The sequence below is a fragment of the Sphingomonas sp. FW306-1B-B10E genome, assembly GCF_058782005.1.
On record NZ_JBYSXG010000006.1, the window covers coordinates 23,382 to 44,688 of the forward strand.

Sequence of the window (21,307 nt, forward strand, 5' to 3'; positions counted from 1 at the left end):
GAAAAACGTGTGCCCGGACGCCTCCGGCGAGCATCCCATTTCCGGGCTCCGAAGGCAGAGGCCACAGGTTCGAATCCTGTCGGGTGCGCCAGCTTCTCAAATAGGCAGCGCTGCCTCTCACACGTCCGCCAGACCCAGCTCGCGGAGGACCGCGGCAAAATGAGTCAGCGCCTCGGGCGTCGGGCCGGGATAGGCGCCCGGGGTCGGCTGGTCGCCGATATAGCCCATGTCGGCCTTACCTTCGTCGAGGCTGTAATAGCCCAGCACGAAAAGATAGCGCAGGCCGTCCATGAAGGCGACCGGCTTCGCCATCCGTGGCTCGGGCGCTTCGACGGTGAGCGCGTCGAGCAACGCGGCACGATGAGACGGCGCGATCGCCGTGAACGCCGCCTGGTACAGCCCCCGGCTCTGCGCATCGAGCCAGATCAGCCCGCCGAGCAGCAGTTCGCGATCCTTGCGCTGAACCGGATAGGGCGCACTGATCCACTCGTCGACGAAACCGCCGACGCCCAGTGCGCCGGCACCCGGCGAATTGCCCTCCGGGGGAAGGATCATATCGCCGAGCAGATCGATCGTCGCACGTTGTGCCTTGGTCAGCGTGAGCGGCCAGGTCACCTTGGGCTCCATCAGGTTCGGATCGCGGCCATAGCCCTGCGCCGGCGGCGCCGGCGGCAGCATGGCGGGCCAGTCCACCACCTCGAAAGGCGCAGGCGTCTCGCGGCCAGCGGCTCGTGCGGGTGGCGTCCAGCGGGCGAGTGGCAGCGCCGCCGCGGCCATGACCCATTGCAGCGTTTGGCGGCGCGACGGCGTCATGCGAGGGCTCCCGATTTCAAGCGGGCGGCAAGCCGCTCGGAGGCGCGCAGCGCCAGCGCCAGGATGGTGAGAGTGGGATTTTTGTGGGCACCCGACGCGAAGATCGCGCCATCCATCAAGAACAGGTTCTTGACGTCCCAGGTCTGCCCATAGCTGTCGACCACCGACGACCGCGCATCGGCCCCCATCCGCGCGGTGCCGAGCTCGTGGATGATCTCGCCACCGGCAGTGATCAGCTTTTCGGGCGGAAGCTCGGGACCGAGGATCGTGGCATTCATCCGCTTGAACACGGCGTGGGCGGTGCGCTGGCCATGCGCAACCTGGTTGAGTTCCTGCCGCGACCAGCGGAACGAAAAGCGCAGCACCGGAATGCCGAAGCGATCCTTCACTCCCCGATCGATCTCGCAATAGGTGTCCTTGTTGGGAATCATCTCGCCGCGCAGGGTCATGCCGATCGTCGCGCCCGAGGCGGCGCGGACGGCCTTCCTCAGCCCCGCGCCCCAGACTCGCGGCAGCGCGGCTGCCGGTGGGATGCCGAAGCGCCCGCCGATCTCGAAATGGTAGCCGCGCGCGAAATCGAGTTCGCCGCGCTTCTGCTCCTCGTACAGCCAGAACGGGATGTAGACGTGCTGTCCGCCAATTCCGTCTTCGTTGTAGCGCGGTCGATCGGCGAGCGCCGGAACGAACGCGCGGAACGAAGCGCCGGTCGAATCGGTGAGATTGCGCCCGAGCTCGCCGGAAGTGTTCGCGAGCCCGGCAGCGGTCTCGCCGGAGTTGAGAAGCAGCCGCGTCGTCTCCAGGGTCCCCGCCGCCAGGATCACCGCCCGCGCCGTGGCCTTGTGTCGCGCTCCGGTCTTGCGATCGACATATTCGACCCCGGCGGCGCGATCCTGGCTGACCACCACCACCTTCGAGACCATTGCGTCGGTGACGATCGTCAATCTGCCGGTAGCCTTCGCCGCCGGCAGAAACGAAGTGGTCGTCTGGAAAAACGCACCGATCGAGCAGCCGCGGGTACACGGCGTCGCATTCAAGCAGGCGCTGCGCGGTGCGACGGCGTCGGGCATGTCGCGGGTGAGCACCGCAGTATGCGCGGCCCGCACCGGGATGCCCATGCTTTCACAGGTCGCCTTCAGCAGCATCTCGGTGACGCGAGGCTTGGGCGGCGGCATCAGGCAGTTCGCCGGCGAATCGGGATGATTCTCGAGCTCGAGCCGGCCGCCATTCACCCCGATCATCCGCTCGACCCGGTCGTAGAAAGGCGCGACATCGTCATAGCTAATCGGCCAGTCCACACCGAGTCCGTCGCGCGAGAACGGCTTGAAGTCATAGGGGCCCCAGCGCGGCGAATGGCGGCCCCAATGGTTGGTCCGCCCGCCGAGCATGCGGGGTCGGTACCAGCGGAAGTCGCTGCCCTCGCGCATGGTATAGGGCTCGCCGTCCACTTCCCAGCCGCCGCCCACGGTCGCGTCGAAATAGCCGAAGGGCTTGTCGGGCGTGGATGCGCCACGCAGGGGTGCGGCGCTTTCGGGCGCCATCATGTTGACTTCGGACTGCGGATCGTAATCGCGCCCCGCCTCCAGGATGAGGCAGCGCAGGCCTGCCCTGGTGAGGCTGTAGGCGGCCATGCCGCCAGCTGCGCCCGAACCGACGATGATGACATCGGCGCTCGTCGTCGCCGGGTCGAGGGCGGCTGCCGTCACTGCGCGGCCTCCCCGAGCCTGCGGATCTTGATATTGCGGAATGCGACGGGATTGCCGTGATCCTGCAGCGCCAGCACCCCGCTCGGGAAGGTGCCGAACAATGGCATCGAGGCGAATTTCGATGCCGCCACGCGCTTTCGCCAGCCCGCGTCGCCGAAGGACACATCGGCAGTCGGCGTGCCGTTGAGCCACTGGCGGATGCGGCCCTTGTCGACGCGTAGCCGTGCGTGGTTCCAGCTTCCGGCGGGGCGTGCCGCGCTCAACGGCGGCACTGTCATGTCATAGAGAGCGCCGGCGCGGTGCGACGGGATCTTGCCGTCGCTATGGCCGTCATTATCGAGGACCTGCATCTCGATCCCGGTCTCGTAGACATTCGTGGTCCCGGGAGCATTGCGCGCGAGATAGAATACGCCGCTATTGCCGCCGCGCTCGACTTTCCAATCGAGCGTCAGTTCGAAGGCGCCATAGCTGTCGACGGTCACGAGGTCGCCGCCATCCATCTTTCCGCTCGTCGTGTCGAGCATGAGCGTGCCGTCGCGCACCGACCAGTCGGGCGACGCGGCGCTACCGTCGAACGAGCGCCAGCCATTCAAATCATGGCCGTTGAACAGCAACTGCCAACCTTGAGCGCGTTCGTCGGCGGTGAGCGTGTTGTGAGCGGGCTGCTTCTGTCCGGCCGTCGCCGGGGCCACGCTCAGTGCGCAAAGGCACGCGCCGGCAATCAATCCTCTAAGCATCAACTCTCTCCCATCCCTCGCCCGTATTGATAAGGCGATCCCTTGCGGCGGCCCGGCACGATATTGCGACACCGGCGGTGCGCCGGGTGCCGCATCTCGAGATGCACGCAGGGAAATTAGCCTCAAGCAGCGATAAAGAAAATTGGCTTATTTTGTACGGAACCAGATGCCGCAGCTCTGCAGGCCAGCTTGGGTTTATGCGTGCGCTCGAGCCTATCTCCCAGGAATGCGACGATAGCTGGCAGTTCGCGCCGATCCGAAATGGCAGCTTCACTTCGTCGCCGTCGAAATCTCCGTGCCAAGGTGATCCGCGAGAGCAATTCGCCGCCAATGACGGTCCTCGGTAAACATGGACAATGCTAGCTTGCGCTAGTGGTGTTGGGACCTCCTTGCCCTAGCCTGTCAATTTCAGCCTTCTCAATTACTTAGCAAGTTTGACAACCTAAGTTAGGCAACCGTTGCTGACCGTCGGGGCATGGAAAAACAACCATACGCGGCCTTCCAGCAAGGCACGAACAAGCGTCTGTGCTATTGCGTGAACGCCGGTATCTGGCGCCGTTTGGCCTCACCAAGAGGAACAGGGATCGTTCGCGGCGCAGCTTGTACGGCTTCGCGCGGGGCCGCGCGTTCCTGATCGCGAGCGCGACAAGAGCATGGTGGCAGCTCCGTCCGAAAACGTGGTGGGTCGGCTGCGCGACGTAGAATGGCGACGCTGCGCTCGGCATCGAGGTACCGGATACGACCTCAAGGAAGGAGCAGCAGCTTGCCCGTGGTGGCGCGGCTTTCCATTGCCGCGTGCGCGGCGGCAGCATCCGACAAAGCGAAGTCGCGGGCGGGCGGGATCCGCAGCTTGCCCTCGCGAACCCAGGTGAACAGCCGGTTGGTGCGGGCGCGCAGCAGTTCGGCGGTGTGGATATGATCCGAGAAGACGGCATAGCCGAGCTTGATGCTGCGCGGCAGGCTCATGATGTCGATCCGACCGGGGCCACCAAGCACCGGGCCATACCAACAAAAGGTCCCGGAGCGACGCAGCGACGCCATCGAGCCGTCGAAGGTTGCAGGGCCTGATCCATCGAAGACGACATGCACGCCCTCGCCGTGGGTCAGACGGAGGACCTCGGCCGCGAAGTCGCCAGCGGAATCGACGATGACGTGGTCCGCGCCTGCGGCCCTCGCCGCCTCGACCTTGTCCGCGCTGGAAACCCGGCCGATGACGGTGCCGCCGCGCAGCTTGATGATCTGGGCGAGCAGCTGTCCCAGCCCGCCCGCGGCGGCATGCACCAGCGCGACATCGCCCGGCTGGACCGGATAGAAGTCGGTCGCAAAGTGGCTGGCGGTGAGTCCCTGCATCATCAGCGAGGCTGCGGTTCGGTCGTCGATATCGTCGGGCACCGGGACGAGCGCAGCGGCAGGAATAGCCAGTCGCTCCGCATAGCTGCCGGGGACATAGACCCAGGCGACGCGCTGCCCGACCGCAAGGTCGGTCACGCCCTCGCCCAGGGCGATGATCCGGCCGGCGCCCTCGACGCCCAATGCGCGCGGCAGCGGCATATCGTGCCACGCCATCCCTCGGCGCACGCCCACGTCCATGAAGTTCACCCCGCTCGCGGCAACCGCGATCAGCGCTTCGCCCGATCCCGCAACCGGCTCTGGCAGGTCGAGCAATTCGAGCACCTCGGGCCCGCCGATAGCGGTCATGACAATGGTCTTCATCGTAGATACTCTCGTTGGAGGATCATTTCGGAATGGACGAAAGTTCGCCCTCGCGCAGCGAGTTCGTCAGGCAATCGTGACGGCCTTCAGCTCGAGGTGATCTTCGATCCCGTACACGCCGTACTCGCGGCCGATCCCCGATTCCTTGAAGCCGCCGAACGGCGCAGCGGGTTCGTGCACGAGACCGTTGATCGCCACCCGGCCCGCATCGATGCGCTTGGCGATCGCCTGCGCCCGACCGACATCGCGCCCGATCACATAGGCATGCAGCCCAAACGGCGTATTGTTGGCGATCGCCACGGCTTGATCCTCATCGTCATAGGCCATCACGCAGAGCACCGGGCCGAAGATCTCCTCCCGCGCGATGGCCATGTCCTCGTGGACGTCGGCGAACACGGTGGGCCGAGTGAAATAGCCTCGGTCCAACCCTGGAGGCCGGCCCTCGCCGCCGAGAAGGAGTCGCGCACCTTCCGAAACGCCGGCGCGGATATAGGTCTGCACGCGGTCGAATTGCTTCTTGTTGACCAGGGGCCCCAGCGTCGTCCGCGGATCACGCGGATCGCCCGGCACGATGGTTCGGCTCGCCTTCTCGATCTCCGTGCAGAATGCCTCGAGCTTCCCACGCGGGACGAGGATGCGCGTACCGGCGATGCAGGCCTGGCCGTTATTGGTGAGCCCGATCGCCAGCGCCTTCGTCGCAGCTTCCGCCAGATCGGCATCGTCGAGCACGATCGTCGGCGCCTTGCCGCCCAGCTCCAGCGTCACCCGCGTCAGCCGGTCGGCGGATTTGCGCAGGATCGACTTGCCGACCGCGTTCGAACCGGTGAACGAGATCTTGCGTACGTCAGGATGCCCGGTAAGCGCCTCGCCGACCACGTCGCCGCGCCCGGCGAGCACGTTGATGACTCCTGGAGGCGCGCCCGCGGCATGCAGGCATTCGGTGAAGAGATGGTTTTGCCAGGCGCTGAACTCGCTTGCCTTGACCACGATCGGGCAACCGGCGGCGAGGGCGCCTGCCATCTTCACGCTGATCGCGTTGTACACGCTGTTCCACGGCACGATGTGGACCGCGACGCCGATCGGCTGCGCCACCACCTGGCTTTCGCCGACGCGCCTGTCGAACGCAAAGTCCTCGAGCAGTTTCGCCGCCAGCCTGAAGTTGTTCGCAGCGAGGCCGGCGCGCCAGCGCGCCTGTTCGATCGGACCGCCATATTCGATCACCGTGGCTTCGGTGAGCGCGTCGCTGCGCGCGGCAATTGCATCTGCCAAAGCGAGCAACAGATCGATGCGTTCGCGCCGGCTGGTCCGCGAAAAGCTGTCGTAGGCATTCCGCGCACTTGCCACCGCCCGTTCGGCATCGTCGGCGTTGGCCATGACGAGGACGCCCAGCGATTCCTCGGTAGCGGGGTTGATGCGTTCGAGCTCTTCGCGTCCAAGGGCCGTTTCGAACCGGCCGCCGACATAGATCTGATCGATACACCGCATGTTAGGCTCCCTCGTGCTGGAAAGTCGGGACGGGCAAGTGGCTGCCGACATGCTTGTCCACGTAGCGCCGGTGGAACGTTCGGCGGGCGATCTGGCACCCGCCAGGCGACCGAACGACATCGATGTCGTAGCGACCACCGATATCTGCACGGCACGGCTGGCCGAACATGTCGGTGATCGCGATCGTCACGACGACATCGACATTGACCTGGGCGCGATCGCCGGAAAGATCGACGACTGCATTGCACAACTTGTGGTGCGTCCAGTCCGTCTGCCACACCCGCGCGATCGCCTCGCGCGCGTAGGTCTCTGCGGCAACCGATAGCGCCTCCCTCTCGTTCGCGATCACGGTGTCCGCGAGACACATGCGATATGCCTGCTCGTCGCGATCATCGGTCGCCTGCGCAAGGCGGGCGAGGACCCGCAATATCGACAGTTCGTCCAGGGCAGGATCGATCATGCGGCACAACCCATCAGAACCGGTGACGCCCGTCGTTCCGGGCAATGTCGCCTTGTCGGTCCGCGAAAGGCGCGGCGCCAATGATCGCCCGACAGCCGACGTTAGCGGTCGTTAGCCTGTCGACGCTCGCGATCTCGACACCACGATACTGGGCGCTGGATAATGGCACATCGCTCGATTAAGCGGCGCGAGCAATGTTCCCGGGGGGATCGGGCATGCTGGCGCCCGTCATAGCATCGGTCGTCGTCGTCGCCACGCCTGCGCCGTCAGCGCAGATCCAGGCGAATGTCCGACTATATGCGCTCGACATTCGCAGCGGGCCGCTCGACGGCGCGCTGCAGGAGCTCGCGCGACAGACCGGCGCCGAGCTGCTGTTCGACCGCACCTTGCTACGCGGGCTGCAGGCGCCACGGCTGCGGGGGCGCATGACGATCGAGGCGGCGCTCCGCGCGCTGCTTCAGGACAGCGACCTTGCACTGCACCGTGCCGCTTCGGGTGCCTGGCTGGTCGCCCGCCGGCCCACGCCGGTAGCGCCGCCGCCGGAGGAACTCGCCGAGCCCGAGATCCTCGTCATCGGCCGCCGCACCCATAATATCGACCTCCGCCGGCGGGAGAACGACATCCAGCCCTATCAGGTCGCGTCGCGTACGGAGATCGTCAACGCGCACCGGGACAATGTCGAACAGTTTTTTCGCAGCCGGGTCACCGCCAATACGCAGATCAACCCCGCCAGCCTCAGTCAGAATGGCGAGACCAATTCGCTGATCGACCTGCGCGGTCTCGGCACCGACCAGACGCTGATCTTGCTCGACGGACGGCGCCTCCCCGGCGCGCCGCGCGAGCCGATGACCTTCCAGCAGCCGGACCTCAACGCGGTTCCGTTGCACGCGATCGAACGCGTCGAGACGCTCACCGGCACTGCCGGAGGAATCTATGGCTTCGGGGCGCTGGGCGGGGTGGTCAACGTCATCTTGCGCCGCGACCTTCACGGGGTCGAGCTCCACGGCACGACCGGAATCAGCACGCGCGGAGACGCGCGGCGGCTCCGGCTCGAAGGAGGGATCGGCTTTTCCCCGGACGGTGGCGACACCGAGTTGACGCTCTACCTCTCGCAGAGCTGGGACCAGGCAGTGACCGAGGGCCAGCGCGACTATGCGCTGCGCGGCCGCGAGCTCGCGGCGCAATTCCTCCCCGACGAGGTCAACGGCCAGCACGCGCCCGTCAGCGGCAATGCGATCAACGTCTTCGCCTATGATCTCGATAGCGAGACGCTGGTTCTCCGTCCCGCATATGGCGGCGCATCGCTCGGGAGCAACCGCACCTTCCTGCCGCGCGGCTTCGACGGATCGAGAGGCGATCTCGTCGCGGCGCTCACCGGCAACGCCGGCCAGACCGACATCACGCCCTCGGCCGAAACCCGCGCGAGCGACATCGGCTCGACGCCGACCACGACATCGGCGATCTTCAGCCTGCGCCATCGCTTCGGCGACAGCGTCGAGGCCTATCTCGACGGGCTGATGCTGCGCAACCGCGGGCGCTTCCGCGGATACACGTCGAACGGCACCTTGCTGCTCCGCCCCGACGATCCCGCGAACCCGTTCGCGAACCTCGTTCTGGTCACCTTTCCGGCCCCTCCGGCCCGGCAGGACGTGAAGACCGAGTATGCCAGCGACCGGTTCACCGCCGGCGTGGTGTTCCCGCTGACGCGCGGCTGGAAGGCGACGACCGATGCGACCTTCGGCACGGTGCGTTATGGCGGCGAAGGGAGCAAGGCGGGGTATCTCTCCTCCTTGCTCGGCGCCACGGCTCTCAACCCGTTTGATGATTGGGCACGCTTCCAGAGCGCGCTGGCGGACAATCTGCTGAGTACGGCGGCGCGGTTCGACAGCCATAATCGCTATCGCGAGCAATCGCTGCGGCTGGCCGGCCCGCTGTTCCGCACGGAGGCCGGGCGGGCAACGCTGACCCTGCTTGCCCAGAACCGTACCGAGACGGTGCCGGGCTACACGCTTCGGAACGATCCCGGCCGGGACGATGTGGATCCCTCCTATACCCGCTACGGCGATCATGGCAGCGACACCCGTTCCTTCTCGGCCGAACTGGACGCGCCGTTGATCGCGGACACCGCCGCAACGCCCTTGCTGAAGGGGCTCGCGCTGCAGCTCGCGGTTCGCCGTGACGACCAGTCGGTGCGCTTCTACGCCGATCCCGAGCAGACCGCCGACCGACTGCGCGCCCGGTTCATCGGTACCGCCTTCACCGCCGGCGCGCGGCTGCTGCCGCTGTCCTGGCTGATGCTGCGCGGCAGCTACGCGACCGGACAGCAACCGCCGCCGCTCGACGATCTGATCGCCTATGACCTGTCCAGCCCCCGCGCGATCCTCGCCGATCCGAAGCGCGGCAACGCGCCCTTCACCGATCCCGGCAGCTATCTCGACAGGATCGGCGGGTCGCCCGACCTCAAGACGATCCGCGCCGGCACGCTGGCCATGGGGCTAGTGTTCAACCCGCGCGGCGAGACGGGGCCGCGAATATCGCTCGACTATTCGCGCATTCGCCGGACGCGCGATCCGGTGACGCTCGACGCTGCCTATGTGTTGGCGAACGAGGACCGCTGGCCCGAGCGGGTGGCACGCCTGCCGCTCAGCGATGCCGACCGGGCGCGCGGCTATACTGGCGGATTGATCAGCCTGCTCGACACGCGTGCGGCCAATCTCGGCACCTTCGTCGCGGAATCGATCGACACGAGGCTCGACTGGGCGCTGCCCTGGGCGGGCGGGATGGTTCGCGTGAACGGCGCCGCATCCTTCCAGATCCACAACCTCGCGAGCAGCCCGGCGGACCCGACGAAGGAGCTTGCGGGCTATCAGGGCGGACCGTTGCGCTGGCGAATCAATGGGGGACTGGAATGGGCAATCGGACAGGCAACGCTCGGTGCGAACGCCCAGTATTTCAGCCGGTACCGCGTCCTCGATTCGAACATCGCCGACGAATGCTGCAGCACGGGCATCGAAGTGCTGCAAGGCTCCCAGTTCGTGAAGGCGCAGACCTATCTCGACCTATATGCGAGCCGCCGCTTCCGGCTCGACTGGGCCGGCAAGATGCGGGAGTTCAGCCTCGATCTCGGCCTCGTGAACCTGCTCGATACCGCTCCGCCCTATCTCGCGCGGCTTCGGCTCATCGGTCCGATGTTCAGCCCGTACGGCGATATCCGCCAGCGGCGCCTCGAGCTCTCGTTCAATGCGAACTTCTGAGCGCCGCAGCGTCCAGCAAATCAGCCGAAAGTGAAGACATAGGCGCGCACGCCCGGCTTCTCGAAGGCGATGGTCACCGTGCGATCGCCGATCTCGCCCGACTGCCGGACGAGCTGGTAGAGGCGGTCCTGCCGCACCGCGCCCCATCCGTTCGCATCGACATCGACGCCATGGCTCGCGCCGGGCGCGCGACCGTCGATCGTCACCCGGAAGCGCACTGCGTCGCCATCCAGCGCGCCGCCGAGCACGAGATGGGCATCGCGGGCGTGGAACCGGAACCGAAGCGAGCCCGCGCCGCGCGCGAGCTGCGCATATTCACCATGCACGCGCCAGCCGCCGGTCAGATCCCATTGATTGCGAGCCAGCGTTCTGGCGGCCGCATAATCATGGATCGCGTCTCGCCGGAAGCCACCCAGCCCCGCGAAGTCGGTGGCCTTGTCGTAGCCGAGATAGGCTTCGGGCGAGCCCAGATCGGCCCAGTCCGCAGCGGCTTCGATGCCTCTGCCGTGGATCGGAGCCGCCGGAACCGCCGACAGGTCGTGCCCCGCCTCGGCGAGTAGCGCGCGGATCAGTTGCTCGCCCTCGGCATATTTGCCTTCGCCCAAGCGATAGCCGCGCATCCGCCCCTTCGCGTCGATGAAGTAGATGCCCGGCCAGCCCTGATTGGCGAAGGCGCGCCATATGGCATAGTCATTGTCCCGCAGTTCGGGGTAGCTCAGCCCGAATTGGCCGATCGCAGCGCGGACCTTTACGGGATCCTTCTCGAACTCGAATTCGGGCGCGTGCACGCCGACGATCGTGAGGCCGCGGCTGCCGTACCGCGCGTTCCACGCCCGCAAATACGGGAGCGCGCGCAGCGAGTTGATGCACGAATAGGTCCAGAAATTGACCAGGACGACCTTGCCGCGCAGCGTCGGCGGCGGGGTCAGCCACGGCCCGGCGCGCTTCAGCACGGCGACGGGCTGCGTGGTCGCGCCCGCGGGGATTGATCCGAGGGTATCGGCGGCCTCCGCGGGGGAGCGCACCAGCCCGAAGGCATCGCCGAAGCAGGCTGCGGCCGTGGCGCCCGCGGCGAGGATTGCGACGGCGACGAAGCCTGGGAAGCGTTTGCGAGTCATGTTCGCCATGTACGACGCTGGCGTCGCGCCGCGTGTTAGCGCCTGCGCGGCCCCGTTAGGTGCTGATGACGGTCGGCATCCGGCGGCCTGCGAAGGCTAACGCGGGATCACCCCAGTTAACGGGCGCCGCCGCGCCGGTCCGCTAATCTGGCGGCGACCAGATCAGCAGGAGAACCCCATGCCGGCGAACCATCCCTCGCGCCGTCAATTCGTCATCGGCGCGAGCGCGGCGGGCGCGCTCAGCGCCGTTCCGGCCGTTGCGCGCGCCACGCGCAGCGCCGCCATTCGCCCCTTCAGGGTGAGCATCCCCGCGGCGGAGATCGAGGCAATGCGGAGCCGGATCGCCGGCACGCGCTGGGCAGACCGGCAGCCGGCGCCGGACGACGGCCAGGGCGTTCGCCGCGAGATACTCGAGCCTCTGATGCGCTATTGGGCGCGCGACTATGATTGGCGCAAGGTCGAGGCCAAGCTCAACGCGCTGCCGATGTTCCTGACCGAAATCGACGGTCTCGACATCCACTTCATCCATGTCCGCTCGCGCCACGCGCACGCGATGCCGATGATCCTGACGCACGGCTGGCCCGGCTCGATCCTCGAGTTCCTCAAGGTCATCGATCCGTTGACCAACCCGACCGCACATGGCGGCAGGGCCGAGGACGCCTTCCATCTCGTGATCCCGTCGATCCCGGGCTTCGGCTTCTCCGCGAAGCCGACGGTGCCGGGCTGGGGGTCGGACCATATCGGCCGCGCCTGGGCGGTGCTGATGCAGCGGCTCGGCTATGACCGCTATGTCAGCCAGGGCGGCGATTGCGGATCGGTGATCTCGCAGCGCATGGCGCTCCAGCATGTGCCCGGGCTGATCGGCATCCACCTCAACATGCCCGCGGTCGTCCCCGCCGACATTGCCCGGATCCTCGCTGTCGGCGACCCCGCCCCTGCGAGCCTCTCGGCCAAGGAGCGCGGCGCGTTCGACCAGCTCGCGGCCTTCTACCGCGACAATGCCGCTTATGCCGCGATGATGAACACGCGGCCGCAGACCATCGGCTACGCGCTCGTCGACTCGCCGGTCGGGATGGCTGCGTGGATGTACGAGAAGATCGCACAATGGACGTACAGCGACGGCCAGCCCGAGCGCGTTCTCGGCCGCGATGCCATTCTCGACGACCTCTCGCTCTATTGGCTGACCGGCACCGGCGCCTCCGCCGCCCGGATCTACTGGGAGGATCATTCGAACAATTTCAACGCGCGCGGGCTCATCGACCTGCCCGTCGCGGTGAGCGTCTTCCCCGGCGAGATCTTCCGCGCGCCGAAGAGCTGGGCCGAGCGCTGCTACACCAAGCTCTATTACTTCAACGAAACGCCGGACGGCGGCCATTTTGCCGCCTGGGAACAGCCGGCGCTGTTCGTCGAGGAAGTGCGCGCCGCCTTCCGTCCGCTACGCTAAACGCATTTCAGGAGACGATCCATGTCCGACCTCAAGACGCTGTACACTGCGCACGTCCATGTCACCGGCGGGCGCGAAGGCGCCGCCCGCAGCTCCGACGGCCGCCTCGACGTCAAGCTCGCGATTCCGGGAAGTCCCGGCGTCGGCACCAACCCGGAGCAATTGTTCGCCGCAGGCTGGTCGGCCTGTTTCGAGGGCGCGATGGCGATCGCCGCCAAGAACGAGGGCGTCACCCTGCCGCCCGGCCTCGCGATCGATGCCGAAGTCGATCTGCGCCACGGCGAGGACGGCTACGCGCTGGCCGCGCGCCTGAAGGTTCAGGTTCCCGGCGTCGAGCCCGAGGTCGCGCGCCGGCTGATCGACACCGCGCATCGCACCTGCCCCTATTCGAAGGCGATCGCGGGCAATATCGATGCAGCCGTCACGCTCGTCTGACACGCTGAGGAGATCGAAGATGAAGAAGCTGATAGCCGGCGGCCTCATGCTCGCCGCGATGCTTGCCCCCGCAGCAGAGGCGCAAGTCGCGAAGCCCACCATTGTGCTCGTCCACGGCGCGTTCGCCGACTCGTCGAGCTGGAACGGGGTGATCAAGATCCTCGAGCGCGACGGCTACACCGTCGTCGCGGCGGCCAATCCGCTGCGCGGTGTCCGCACCGACGCCGATGCGGTACGTGCCCTCGTCGACAGCATCCAAGGCCCGGTCGTCCTTGTCGGCCACAGTTACGGCGGCTCGGTGATCAGCGAGGCGGGAGAGGGCGCGGCGAACGTCAAGGCTCTGGTCTACGTCGCTGCCTTCGCGCCCGACGCAGGCGAGACCGCGCTTGGCCTGACCGGCAAGTTCCCGGGCAGCACGCTCGCACCGACATTGGCGCCCCCGGTCAAGCTCGCGAGCGGCGGCAACGATCTCTACATCCTCCAGGCGCGCTTCCATGACCAGTTCGCGGCGGATGTGCCGGAGGCGGAGGCGCGGTTGATGGCTGCGGGCCAGCGTCCGGTCGCCGACGCAGCCCTCGGCGAAGCCTCCAGCGCGCCGGCGTGGAAGCGTGTTCCTTCGTGGTTCGTCTACGGCGATGCGGACCGGAATATCCCGCCCGCTGCGCTGGCATTCATGGCCGGTCGCGCGAAGTCGCGCGGAACGGTCGTGGTCAAGGGCGCCTCGCACGTGGTGATGGTGTCGAACGCGCCGGCGGTGGCCGGCCTGATCGAGAAAGCGGCGACCAACCGCTGAGTTGCGGCGCCGGCTGCTTAGCCCCCCGCACCGGCGCCCCGTCCCACGGCCGGCTTTGTCCCCCAACGCTGCCGGCCGTGGGATTTCTGCGTTCCGCTCATTCCGAGTAATTGGTGAAGACGCGATCGGCTTCGCCGTCGATCGCGTCGAGCTTGGTATGGCAGGTCTGGCACGCGCGGGTGAGCGTCGCATCCTGGTTCGCCTCGCCCTTTTCGAACTGGCCGTAGCCCCAGCCGCCGCTGGCGGCGTAACGCTTCGAATCCTTCACGCTCACCTGCACATTGATCGGCGGCCCCGCGACGAACGACTGCGGCGCGGGAAAGACGTGGTCGTTGCGCGGGGAGGATTCGTATCGCCATGCCAGCCGCACGAGGATCGTACCGTCGGGGAAGGGGCGCTTGCCGTCGCGATAGGCGCGCACCGTCACGTCGTTGCCGAGGATGGCGCGGATGTCGTTGTTCCTGCCATTCTCCTGCGCGACGCTGATCAACTTCCAGTCGCGATAGCCGTGCGGAAGCCTGACGCCGTAGATCGGCGAGAGCGCGTCCCTGGGCGATGTGGCGGAAATGCCGAACAGCAGCGCTGCGCAGGCGAGGCAGGCGGAAGAGCGCCGCATCGTCGCCTCCTCAGCCGGCGATTCTGGCGACGTCGAGCACCGCCTTGGCAAAGGCGGCGGGTGCCTCCTGCGGCAAATTATGACCGACCCCGCCAGTGATCGTCCGATGCTCGTACGGCCCGGTGAATTTGCCGCGATACTGCGCCGGATCGGGGTGCGGCGCGCCATTGGCATCGCCTTCCATCGTGATCGCCGGGACCGTCACCGGCGGCGCCGCGGCCAGCTTCGCCTCGATCGCGTCATACTGCTTCTCGCCTTCGGCAAGGCCGAGCCGCCAGCGATAATTGTGGATGACGACCGCGACATGATCCGGGTTGACGAACGACTGGGCGGAGCGGTCATAGGTGGCGGCATCGAACGCCCATTTGGGCGAAGCCAGCTGCCAGATCAGCCGGTTGAACGCGTTGGTGTTCGCCGCATAGCCGGCCCGCCCGCGCTCGGTGGCGAAATAGAATTGATACCACCATTGCAACTCGGCCTGGGGTGGCAACGGCTTTGCGTTGCCCGCCTGGCTGCCGATCAGATACCCGCTGACCGATACCAGGGCCTTGCAACGCTCGGGCCACAGCACCGCCATGATGTCCGCGGTGCGGGCGCCCCAGTCAAAGCCGGCGACGATCGCCTGTCGGATACCGAGCGCGTCCATCAGCGCCAGCCCGTCGGCCGCCAGTGCTGCCTGCTGCGCGTTGCGCGGCGTTGCTTGCGAGCGGAAGACCGTGGTGCCATAGCCGCGCAGATGCGGCACGATCACTCGGTAGCCGCGCGCCGCGAGCAAGGGCGCGACTTCTGCGAAGGCATGGATGTCGTACGGCCAGCCATGGAAGAGCAGGACCGCGGGCCCGGCGGCCGGACCCATTTCGACATAGCCGATGTCGAGGGGGCCGGCGGGGATCTGCTTGATCGGGCCGAAGGCGGGCGGTGCCGGCCGGGCAGCGGCAACGGGCGCGGCGCCACTCGCCAAGGTCGCAACGAGAGCGGCTCCGTGAAGGAAGCCGCGACGATCCGGGTTCGACAATTCGGAAGCGGGCTTTGACATGCCTGACGCCTTTCTGCGGTGGAGAAACACCAAACAGGATAGACTCGCGCGATCCGGACCGCCTGTTAATCGCCATGAGTTGGCGCGAGCAGACCGCGGCGACTAACAGCAGCTAACTGGCGGTGTCGGTCAATGTCCGGCATGTCCTCGTCACCATGCGATGCTCGACCGCCTTTCGCGCTGTTGGCTACCCTAAGGCGGATGTGAGACAATGCGACGGCATGGCCAGGGAGGACCAATCCGAGCACGCCACTTTGGCGCAAGAAGCCGTTTCGGTGCGGCGCTGGTTGACCGGGTATTTCCGCCGCCGCGTCCGCGATGACGACGATGTCGAGGATCTGGTGCAGGACGTCTTCGCCCGGATGGTCGCACGCGACGGCGGCGAGGCGATCCGCAGTCTCGGGGGCTATGTCTTGCGCACCGCGGCGAGCGTGCTGGCGGACCGCGCGCGCCGCCGCGGCGTGCGGCGCAGCGATCTGCACGTCGCGCTCGACGCCGACCGTCACGGCGACGACGATCTGGATCCCGAACGCGTGCTCAGCGGCAAGCAGGACCTCGACGCCGCGACCGCGGCCCTGCTCTCGCTGCCGGAGCGGACACGCACGGTCTTCGTGCTCCGCCGGCTCGAAGGCCATCGGCACCAGGAGATCGCGCACCGTCTGGGCATTTCGGTCAGTGCGGTGGAAAAGCACATGGTCCGCGCGGTGCGGCATCTGAGCGCGGAGATGGAGAAGCGCGATGGTGCGTGAGGTACTGACCCTCGAACGGCTATGCGCGATGCCGTCGGACGAGGCCGCCGCGCTGCTCGCGGTACGCCGCGCCGAGGCGCACTCGACATACGACCAGGCGCTCCTCGCCGCATGGCTGGACGCCGATCCGGCAAATGCCAGTGCCTTCGCCTCGGTCGAGCGCGGCTGGGCGGCTTTCGACGGTTCGGACGACGACGAGATTCTGGCGGCGATGCGCACGCACGCGCTGGCACCACGGCACCGGCCGTGGCACGGGTGGTCGCAAATCGCCGCGGTCGCGGCGCTGCTGCTGTTCGTCGCGATGGGCTCATGGTGGGCCGCCGCAGTTCTTCCCAGCCGTGGCGGACAGGAGGCGCAGCAAGTCGCCTGGACCCGGTACGCCGCGCAATCGCAGCTGCGCACCGTCGTGCTGGCGGACGGCAGCACGATGGTCCTCGATGCCGGGAGCGTCGCCGAAGCCCGCTTCATGGCCGACGCCCGATCGATCCGCCTGCTCCGCGGCAGGGCGTTGTTCGAGGTCAATCACGATCCCAAACGGCCTTTCGCGGTGACGGCGTCGACGCGCCGCGTCGTGGCGCTCGGCACGCGCTTCGCGATCGATATGGGCGGAGACGCGCTGAAAGTGATGCTGCTGCGCGGCAAGGTGGCGGTGGAACCGACCCAGACGCATGCGGAGACCGTGACCTTGCTGCCCGGCCAACGCTTTGTAGAACGCGCCGGCTCGGCTTCGGTGGAAACGATGGCGGCGATCGAGAACCCGGCGTGGAGTCGCGGGTTGGTCGATTTCGCGGATGTCCCGCTCGGCACGGCAGTCGCGGAAATCAATCGCTATGCCGGGACCCGCATCGTCGTCGGCGATCCTCGCGTCGCTGCGTTGCGCATTTCGGGTCAGTTCCACGCGGGCGAGCCCGAGCGCTTCGCAAGCACGGTCGCCGAGCTGCACGGCCTTCGCGTGGTGCGTGGCTCGGGCGAGATTGCGCTCATGCGAAAATAATTGCTCGGCACGATGCGGGTTTCGGATCCGGCCGCGTCTTTGGCGTGATTTTCGGAAAGGCGACCCATGACCGCACCGCTGGTTTTTCCTGGCGACCGCGCCGCAGCCGCAGAACGGCGCTCGATCGCGCCGCGACTGCGCAACCTCCTCGCGATGGCGGCATCGTCATGTCCCAAGTGAAGCGGCTCGACGCCGAACGCCGATGCTTCGGACCGTTCTGCCTGTCGCGGAGCGAACGGCTTCTCACGCGTGCTGGCATGCCGGTCGACATCGGGGGTCGCGCTTTCGACCTCCTCGTAGCGTTGACCGAGCAGCCTGGGCGCATCCTTTCCAAACGCGACTTGCTCAAGCGGGTCTGGCCGGATGTGGTCGTGGAGGACGGCAGCCTGCGTTTCCACATGGCTGGGCTGCGCAAGCTGTTGGGCGATGGTGTGGATGGCAATCGTTTCATCACGACCCAGGTCGGCGTCGGATACGCCTTTGTCGCCCCGATCGAATGTGAGGGTGCCCCGGCGCCGAGCCCGGGCGAGAACTGCATGCCCGAAGCGGCGCAGGATTGCGATCTCCCACCCCGCCTCGCCCGGTTGATCGGCCGCGACCACGAGGTCGGATATATCACCGAACATGTGCTGCAATCGCGGCTCCTCACGGTTGCCGGCGCGGCAGGCGTGGGCAAGACGGCGGTGGCGGTGGAGGTGGGTCATCGGTTGCAGCCCGCGCTCCGACACCGTCTCGCCTTCGCCGATCTGGCTTCCATCGATACTCCGGCGGCAGTGGCATCGAAGATTGCGGCGGCGATGGGCATCGCGGGACCCGGCGATCCGCTTGCGGCGATAGTCGCGCATATCCGCGACCAGCCCTTTCTGCTCATCCTCGACAATTGTGAGCATCTTGCCGAGCCTGTCGCCGTCCTTGTCGAGCGCATCACGGGCGGGGCATCCGGGGCGCGCGTGCTGGCCACGTCGCGCGAGCCGCTGCGCGTCCGCATGGAGCAAGTGCTTCGGCTGACGCCGCTCGGCTATCCTAAAGAGGTCAAGGGCATGCCGCGCGAGGCGTTGCTCGCATTTCCTGCCGTCCAGCTCTTCCACGAGCGCGCAGCTTCGGCGGACGCGGCACTGGTGGTCGACGATGACGAGGCGCAGCTGATTGCCGCGATTTGCCGACGCCTCGACGGGATCGCATTGCCGATCGAGCTCGCCGCGGCGCGGCTGTCTACACACGGCCTTGCCGCTATTGCCGCTCAGATTGGCGCGCGATCCAGTCTTTGGTGGTCGGGGCTGCGTACTGCGCAACCTCGCCACCAATCGCTCGAGGCACTGCTCGACTGGAGCTACGACCGACTCCCCGCTCGCGAACAGATCGTGCTGGAGCGGCTCTCGGTATTCACCGGCCCCTTCTCCATTGACGCAGCGATGGAGGCCGTGGCGGATGGCGAGATCGGCCCCGAGAGCGTCGCGCGCGCAGTCGACGCGCTGGTCGCCGGGTCGCTGATCGTCTCCGGTTTGTCGGACGGCACGGCAACCTATCGGATGTCCGAAACGATGCGCGCCTTCGCGGAGGAAAAGCATTCCGTCCGGGAATGCTTGGCGCATGCCGCCGCAGCCTCCGGCATCGTCCTGATGGCCGCGTCGCGCTTCAAGGGCGGACAGGCGAGTTAGCCCGCCGGCTTCGGCAGCGCGCCGCCGGCTCGATTGGACTCCGCCGGCCGGACCTGTATCGAGGCCGAATAAGGAGCGAAGCAGTGAATCATCGGCACGACCACGCGATCCATCTTTTCCTCCATGCTCGTTCCGGTGCCCATGACCAGCTTCGTCACACTATTCACTGTCTCCGCCGCCACGCCTGACGGAGTCGCGCTGTTTCGCGACCTCACGCTGTCGATCGGCAGGGAACGAGTCGGCCTTGTCGGCCGCAACGGATCGGGCAAGTCGACGCTGCTGAGGATCGCCGCCGGCGAGCAACTTCCCCGCGCCGGCAGCGTCACCCGTTCCGGCTCGACCGGGACCTTGGCGCAACACTGGCCGGACGCGATTTCGGTCGGCGAGGCGCTGGGCGTCGCCGGGCACCTTTCGCGGACCGAGCGGATATTGGCGGGCGACGGCTCGCCGGAGGATTTCGACAGCGTCGATTGGGAAATGGCGACCCGTATCGAGGAGGCGCTGCGAGGCGTAGGCTTGGCCGGCATCTCCACCGATCGCCGCATGGGCAGCCTGTCCGGCGGCGAGCGAACGCGCATCGGCATCGCACGGCTCGAGCTCGCACGACCCGACATGCTGCTGCTCGACGAACCGACCAACAATCTCGACGCCGCCGGCCGGGCGGCGATTCAGGCGATGATCCTCGGCTGGCGCGGCGGCGTCCTGGTGGCGAGCCATGACCGGGCGCTGCTCGAAGCCATGGATCGGATCGTTGAACTGACACCGCTCGGAGTGCGTATCGTCGGCGGCGGCTGGTCCGCTTTCGCGGCGCAGCGCGAGGCCGAGCGCGCGCAGGCGGTGAGCGAGCACGAGCGCAGCGAGGCAGCGCTGCGCGCCACGACACGAACGCTGCAGGCCCAGCGCGAGGCCAAGGAGCGCCGCGACAAGGCCGGGCGCGCATTCGCGGCGAAAGGGTCGGAGCCGCGCATCCTGCTCGGCGCGCAGGCCGAGCGGGCGGAGAATAGCGGCGGACAATCGCGCCATATCGCCGCCCGCAAACTAGACGAGGCGACGGACCGGCTGCGGGAAGCGCGCGGAAAGGTCGAGGTGATCACCCCGCTTACCATCACGCTGCCACCGAGCCAGATGGCCTTCGACGCGGAAGTGCTTGCGCTTCGTGACGTAACGGTGCGCGTCGGCGAGCGTCGGCTCGGGCCTTGGACGCTGTCGATCCGCGGACCCGAACGGGTTTCGCTTGCGGGGCCGAATGGGGCAGGCAAGACGACGCTGATCGAGGCTGCCGCCGGTCGATTGTCTCCGGAGAGCGGAACGGTCAAGCGCGTGGCGGATCGCATCGTCGCGCTCGACCAGCATGTCGCCCTGCTCGATCCCGCTGCGACGATTCTAGAAAATCTGCGCCGTCTTCATCCCGCCCTGAATGAAGAGGCGGTACGCGCCACCTGCGCCCGCTTCGCATTTCGCAATCGCGATGCCGAGCGCATGGTTGGGACGCTTTCCGGCGGGGAGCGATTGCGCGCCGGATTGGCCGCAACCTTGTCAGGCGAAATCCCGCCGTGGCTGCTGATCCTCGACGAGCCGACCAATCATCTCGACATCGCATCGCTAGAGGTGCTGGAGCAGGCGCTGCTGGGGTTTGACGGCGCCTTGCTGCTCGTAAGCCACGATCAGCCTTTCCTGGCCGCCATAGGCGTTCAGCGGGAGTACCGCCTCGATTTCGGGTGAGCCGCGCTCACTTCTGGCCACTGCGTATCGCCTCGCTTCAAAGGGCGAGAAGGTCTGCGAATGACGGCTCTCGGGCCGGAGGCGGACTGGCGGTTAATGGGCCGGTAGCAGACTGACTGCTTTGAATTCAGCTGCCGACGAAGCGGTCGTCCGCGCTGCGCTGCCCTCGCCTCCAGCGCTCCCACAACTCTACTTCCGCGCCGGCGTGAACCAGGTCCGCGACACACCGTCGCCGCCGCCACCTTCTCTGACTGCAGGTGTGGGGATGAACCGTGGATCCGCCGGCGCAGCATTCGTAAACCCCTACAGGAACGCCGCGTGATCGGAGCTGAAGTCTGGCCAGTCAGCGCTGACAGACGCTACTGGAATCCAGAGGCGTGCAATGGAAAAAAAAGCGGCCGCACCCTCAGTTGTGGCGTGCGGCCGAGTGATAGGACGGCGAACGGGAAACCAGCGAGGTATTCGCGGACCTATTTTAGGTTATCAATCCCCATTGGAAAGAGCTCATCTACTATTGTGACTCACCTAAACAGTGTTTAAACCGTTTAGGCTTCAGCGAAGATATTAGCAGCTTCCT

At 66.9% G+C, this 21,307-nt stretch carries 18 protein-coding genes; 8 read left to right on the forward strand and 10 right to left on the reverse strand.

Annotation, left to right across the window (positions count from 1 at the left end):
- Window positions 1-117 precede the first annotated feature (117 nt).
- From AC3WJI_RS03795 to AC3WJI_RS03820, 6 genes are all read right to left on the reverse strand, one after another.
- Window positions 118-813, reverse strand: a complete 696-nt coding sequence (locus tag AC3WJI_RS03795) for a gluconate 2-dehydrogenase subunit 3 family protein (protein WP_492755915.1) — start codon at window positions 811-813, stop codon at window positions 118-120.
- On the reverse strand, window positions 810-2,516 hold the full coding sequence (locus AC3WJI_RS03800; RefSeq protein WP_492755916.1) for a GMC family oxidoreductase: 1,707 nt from the start codon (window positions 2,514-2,516) through the stop codon (window positions 810-812). The genes AC3WJI_RS03795 and AC3WJI_RS03800 overlap by 4 nt, the downstream gene beginning before the upstream one ends.
- A complete protein-coding gene (locus AC3WJI_RS03805) occupies window positions 2,513-3,208 on the reverse strand; it encodes a 3-keto-disaccharide hydrolase (protein ID WP_492755917.1) in 696 nt (231 codons plus the stop codon). The genes AC3WJI_RS03800 and AC3WJI_RS03805 overlap by 4 nt, the downstream gene beginning before the upstream one ends.
- A 789-nt stretch (window positions 3,209-3,997) precedes the next feature.
- A complete protein-coding gene (locus tag AC3WJI_RS03810; RefSeq protein ID WP_492755918.1) occupies window positions 3,998-4,966 on the reverse strand; it encodes a quinone oxidoreductase family protein in 969 nt (322 codons plus the stop codon).
- A 66-nt stretch (window positions 4,967-5,032) separates the two neighbouring features.
- Window positions 5,033-6,451, reverse strand: coding sequence for an aldehyde dehydrogenase family protein (locus tag AC3WJI_RS03815; protein ID WP_492755919.1), 1,419 nt, complete (start codon window positions 6,449-6,451; stop codon window positions 5,033-5,035).
- Between the two features lies 1 nt (window position 6,452).
- On the reverse strand, window positions 6,453-6,911 hold the full coding sequence (locus tag AC3WJI_RS03820) for a nuclear transport factor 2 family protein (RefSeq protein WP_492755920.1): 459 nt from the start codon (window positions 6,909-6,911) through the stop codon (window positions 6,453-6,455).
- Window positions 6,912-7,126: 215 nt separating this feature from the next.
- Between AC3WJI_RS03820 and AC3WJI_RS03825 the strand changes: the two genes are divergently transcribed.
- Window positions 7,127-10,165, forward strand: a complete 3,039-nt coding sequence (locus AC3WJI_RS03825; RefSeq protein ID WP_492755921.1) for a TonB-dependent receptor plug domain-containing protein — start codon at window positions 7,127-7,129, stop codon at window positions 10,163-10,165.
- A 20-nt stretch (window positions 10,166-10,185) separates the two neighbouring features.
- Here AC3WJI_RS03825 and AC3WJI_RS03830 read toward each other — a convergent pair whose 3' ends face one another.
- Window positions 10,186-11,292 carry a redoxin family protein gene (locus AC3WJI_RS03830; RefSeq protein WP_492755922.1) on the reverse strand — a complete coding sequence of 369 codons (1,107 nt, stop codon included), beginning with the start codon at window positions 11,290-11,292 and terminating at the stop codon, window positions 10,186-10,188.
- Window positions 11,293-11,461: 169 nt separating this feature from the next.
- On the opposite strand from AC3WJI_RS03830, the gene AC3WJI_RS03835 reads away from it, so the two are divergent.
- The 3 genes from AC3WJI_RS03835 to AC3WJI_RS03845 are packed head-to-tail and all read left to right on the forward strand — an operon-like array spanning window position 11,462 to window position 13,955.
- Window positions 11,462-12,727: an epoxide hydrolase family protein gene (locus tag AC3WJI_RS03835; RefSeq protein WP_492755923.1), complete on the forward strand. Its 1,266-nt coding sequence runs from the start codon at window positions 11,462-11,464 to the stop codon at window positions 12,725-12,727.
- 21 nt (window positions 12,728-12,748) lie between these two features.
- On the forward strand, window positions 12,749-13,162 hold the full coding sequence (locus tag AC3WJI_RS03840; RefSeq protein ID WP_492755924.1) for an organic hydroperoxide resistance protein: 414 nt from the start codon (window positions 12,749-12,751) through the stop codon (window positions 13,160-13,162).
- Window positions 13,163-13,181: 19 nt separating this feature from the next.
- Complete coding sequence (locus AC3WJI_RS03845; RefSeq protein WP_492755925.1) at window positions 13,182-13,955, forward strand: alpha/beta fold hydrolase; 774 nt, start codon at window positions 13,182-13,184, stop codon at window positions 13,953-13,955.
- 97 nt (window positions 13,956-14,052) lie between these two features.
- Here the strand turns inward: AC3WJI_RS03845 and AC3WJI_RS03850 are convergent, their stop codons facing one another.
- On the reverse strand, window positions 14,053-14,571 hold the full coding sequence (locus AC3WJI_RS03850; RefSeq protein WP_492755926.1) for a cytochrome P460 family protein: 519 nt from the start codon (window positions 14,569-14,571) through the stop codon (window positions 14,053-14,055).
- Window positions 14,572-14,581: 10 nt separating this feature from the next.
- Window positions 14,582-15,607, reverse strand: a complete 1,026-nt coding sequence (locus AC3WJI_RS03855) for an alpha/beta hydrolase (protein ID WP_492755927.1) — start codon at window positions 15,605-15,607, stop codon at window positions 14,582-14,584.
- 221 nt (window positions 15,608-15,828) lie between these two features.
- On the opposite strand from AC3WJI_RS03855, the gene AC3WJI_RS03860 reads away from it, so the two are divergent.
- The 3 genes from AC3WJI_RS03860 (at window position 15,829) to AC3WJI_RS03870 (ending at window position 19,008) form a co-directional block, all read left to right on the forward strand.
- Window positions 15,829-16,356 carry an RNA polymerase sigma factor gene (locus tag AC3WJI_RS03860; protein ID WP_492755928.1) on the forward strand — a complete coding sequence of 176 codons (528 nt, stop codon included), beginning with the start codon at window positions 15,829-15,831 and terminating at the stop codon, window positions 16,354-16,356.
- Window positions 16,346-17,350 (forward strand): FecR family protein, encoded by a 1,005-nt coding sequence (locus AC3WJI_RS03865; RefSeq protein ID WP_492755929.1) that lies wholly within the window; start codon window positions 16,346-16,348, stop codon window positions 17,348-17,350. Before AC3WJI_RS03860 ends, AC3WJI_RS03865 begins: the two co-directional genes overlap by 11 nt.
- A gap of 167 nt (window positions 17,351-17,517) precedes the next feature.
- Entirely contained in the window at window positions 17,518-19,008 is a 1,491-nt protein-coding gene (locus AC3WJI_RS03870) for an ATP-binding protein (RefSeq protein ID WP_492755930.1), read from the forward strand.
- Here AC3WJI_RS03870 and AC3WJI_RS03875 read toward each other — a convergent pair.
- Entirely contained in the window at window positions 19,005-19,166 is a 162-nt protein-coding gene (locus tag AC3WJI_RS03875) for a hypothetical protein (protein WP_492755931.1), read from the reverse strand. The two genes, AC3WJI_RS03870 and AC3WJI_RS03875, sit on opposite strands and share 4 nt — an antisense overlap.
- On the opposite strand from AC3WJI_RS03875, the gene AC3WJI_RS03880 reads away from it, so the two are divergent.
- Complete coding sequence (locus AC3WJI_RS03880) at window positions 19,150-20,730, forward strand: ABC-F family ATP-binding cassette domain-containing protein (protein WP_492755932.1); 1,581 nt, start codon at window positions 19,150-19,152, stop codon at window positions 20,728-20,730. The genes AC3WJI_RS03875 and AC3WJI_RS03880 overlap by 17 nt on opposite strands.
- The last annotated feature ends 577 nt before the right edge of the window (window positions 20,731-21,307 follow it).

Excerpts from the sequence above, each read along its gene's own strand:
- AC3WJI_RS03830 (WP_492755922.1), bottom strand. The coding sequence starts at position 11,292 with ATGGCGAACATGACTCGCAAACGCTTCCCAGGCTTCGTCGCCGTCGCA.
- AC3WJI_RS03855 (WP_492755927.1), bottom strand. The coding sequence starts at position 15,607 with ATGTCAAAGCCCGCTTCCGAATTGTCGAACCCGGATCGTCGCGGCTTC.
- AC3WJI_RS03835 (WP_492755923.1), top strand. The coding sequence starts at position 11,462 with ATGCCGGCGAACCATCCCTCGCGCCGTCAATTCGTCATCGGCGCGAGC.
- AC3WJI_RS03870 (WP_492755930.1), top strand. The coding sequence starts at position 17,518 with ATGTCCCAAGTGAAGCGGCTCGACGCCGAACGCCGATGCTTCGGACCG.
- AC3WJI_RS03840 (WP_492755924.1), top strand. The coding sequence starts at position 12,749 with ATGTCCGACCTCAAGACGCTGTACACTGCGCACGTCCATGTCACCGGC.
- AC3WJI_RS03810 (WP_492755918.1), bottom strand. The coding sequence starts at position 4,966 with ATGAAGACCATTGTCATGACCGCTATCGGCGGGCCCGAGGTGCTCGAA.
- AC3WJI_RS03815 (WP_492755919.1), bottom strand. The coding sequence starts at position 6,451 with ATGCGGTGTATCGATCAGATCTATGTCGGCGGCCGGTTCGAAACGGCC.
- AC3WJI_RS03845 (WP_492755925.1), top strand. The coding sequence starts at position 13,182 with ATGAAGAAGCTGATAGCCGGCGGCCTCATGCTCGCCGCGATGCTTGCC.
- AC3WJI_RS03860 (WP_492755928.1), top strand. The coding sequence starts at position 15,829 with ATGGCCAGGGAGGACCAATCCGAGCACGCCACTTTGGCGCAAGAAGCC.
- AC3WJI_RS03865 (WP_492755929.1), top strand. The coding sequence starts at position 16,346 with ATGGTGCGTGAGGTACTGACCCTCGAACGGCTATGCGCGATGCCGTCG.
- AC3WJI_RS03795 (WP_492755915.1), bottom strand. The coding sequence starts at position 813 with ATGACGCCGTCGCGCCGCCAAACGCTGCAATGGGTCATGGCCGCGGCG.
- AC3WJI_RS03880 (WP_492755932.1), top strand. The coding sequence starts at position 19,150 with ATGACCAGCTTCGTCACACTATTCACTGTCTCCGCCGCCACGCCTGAC.
- AC3WJI_RS03820 (WP_492755920.1), bottom strand. The coding sequence starts at position 6,911 with ATGATCGATCCTGCCCTGGACGAACTGTCGATATTGCGGGTCCTCGCC.
- AC3WJI_RS03825 (WP_492755921.1), top strand. The coding sequence starts at position 7,127 with ATGCTGGCGCCCGTCATAGCATCGGTCGTCGTCGTCGCCACGCCTGCG.
- AC3WJI_RS03850 (WP_492755926.1), bottom strand. The coding sequence starts at position 14,571 with ATGCGGCGCTCTTCCGCCTGCCTCGCCTGCGCAGCGCTGCTGTTCGGC.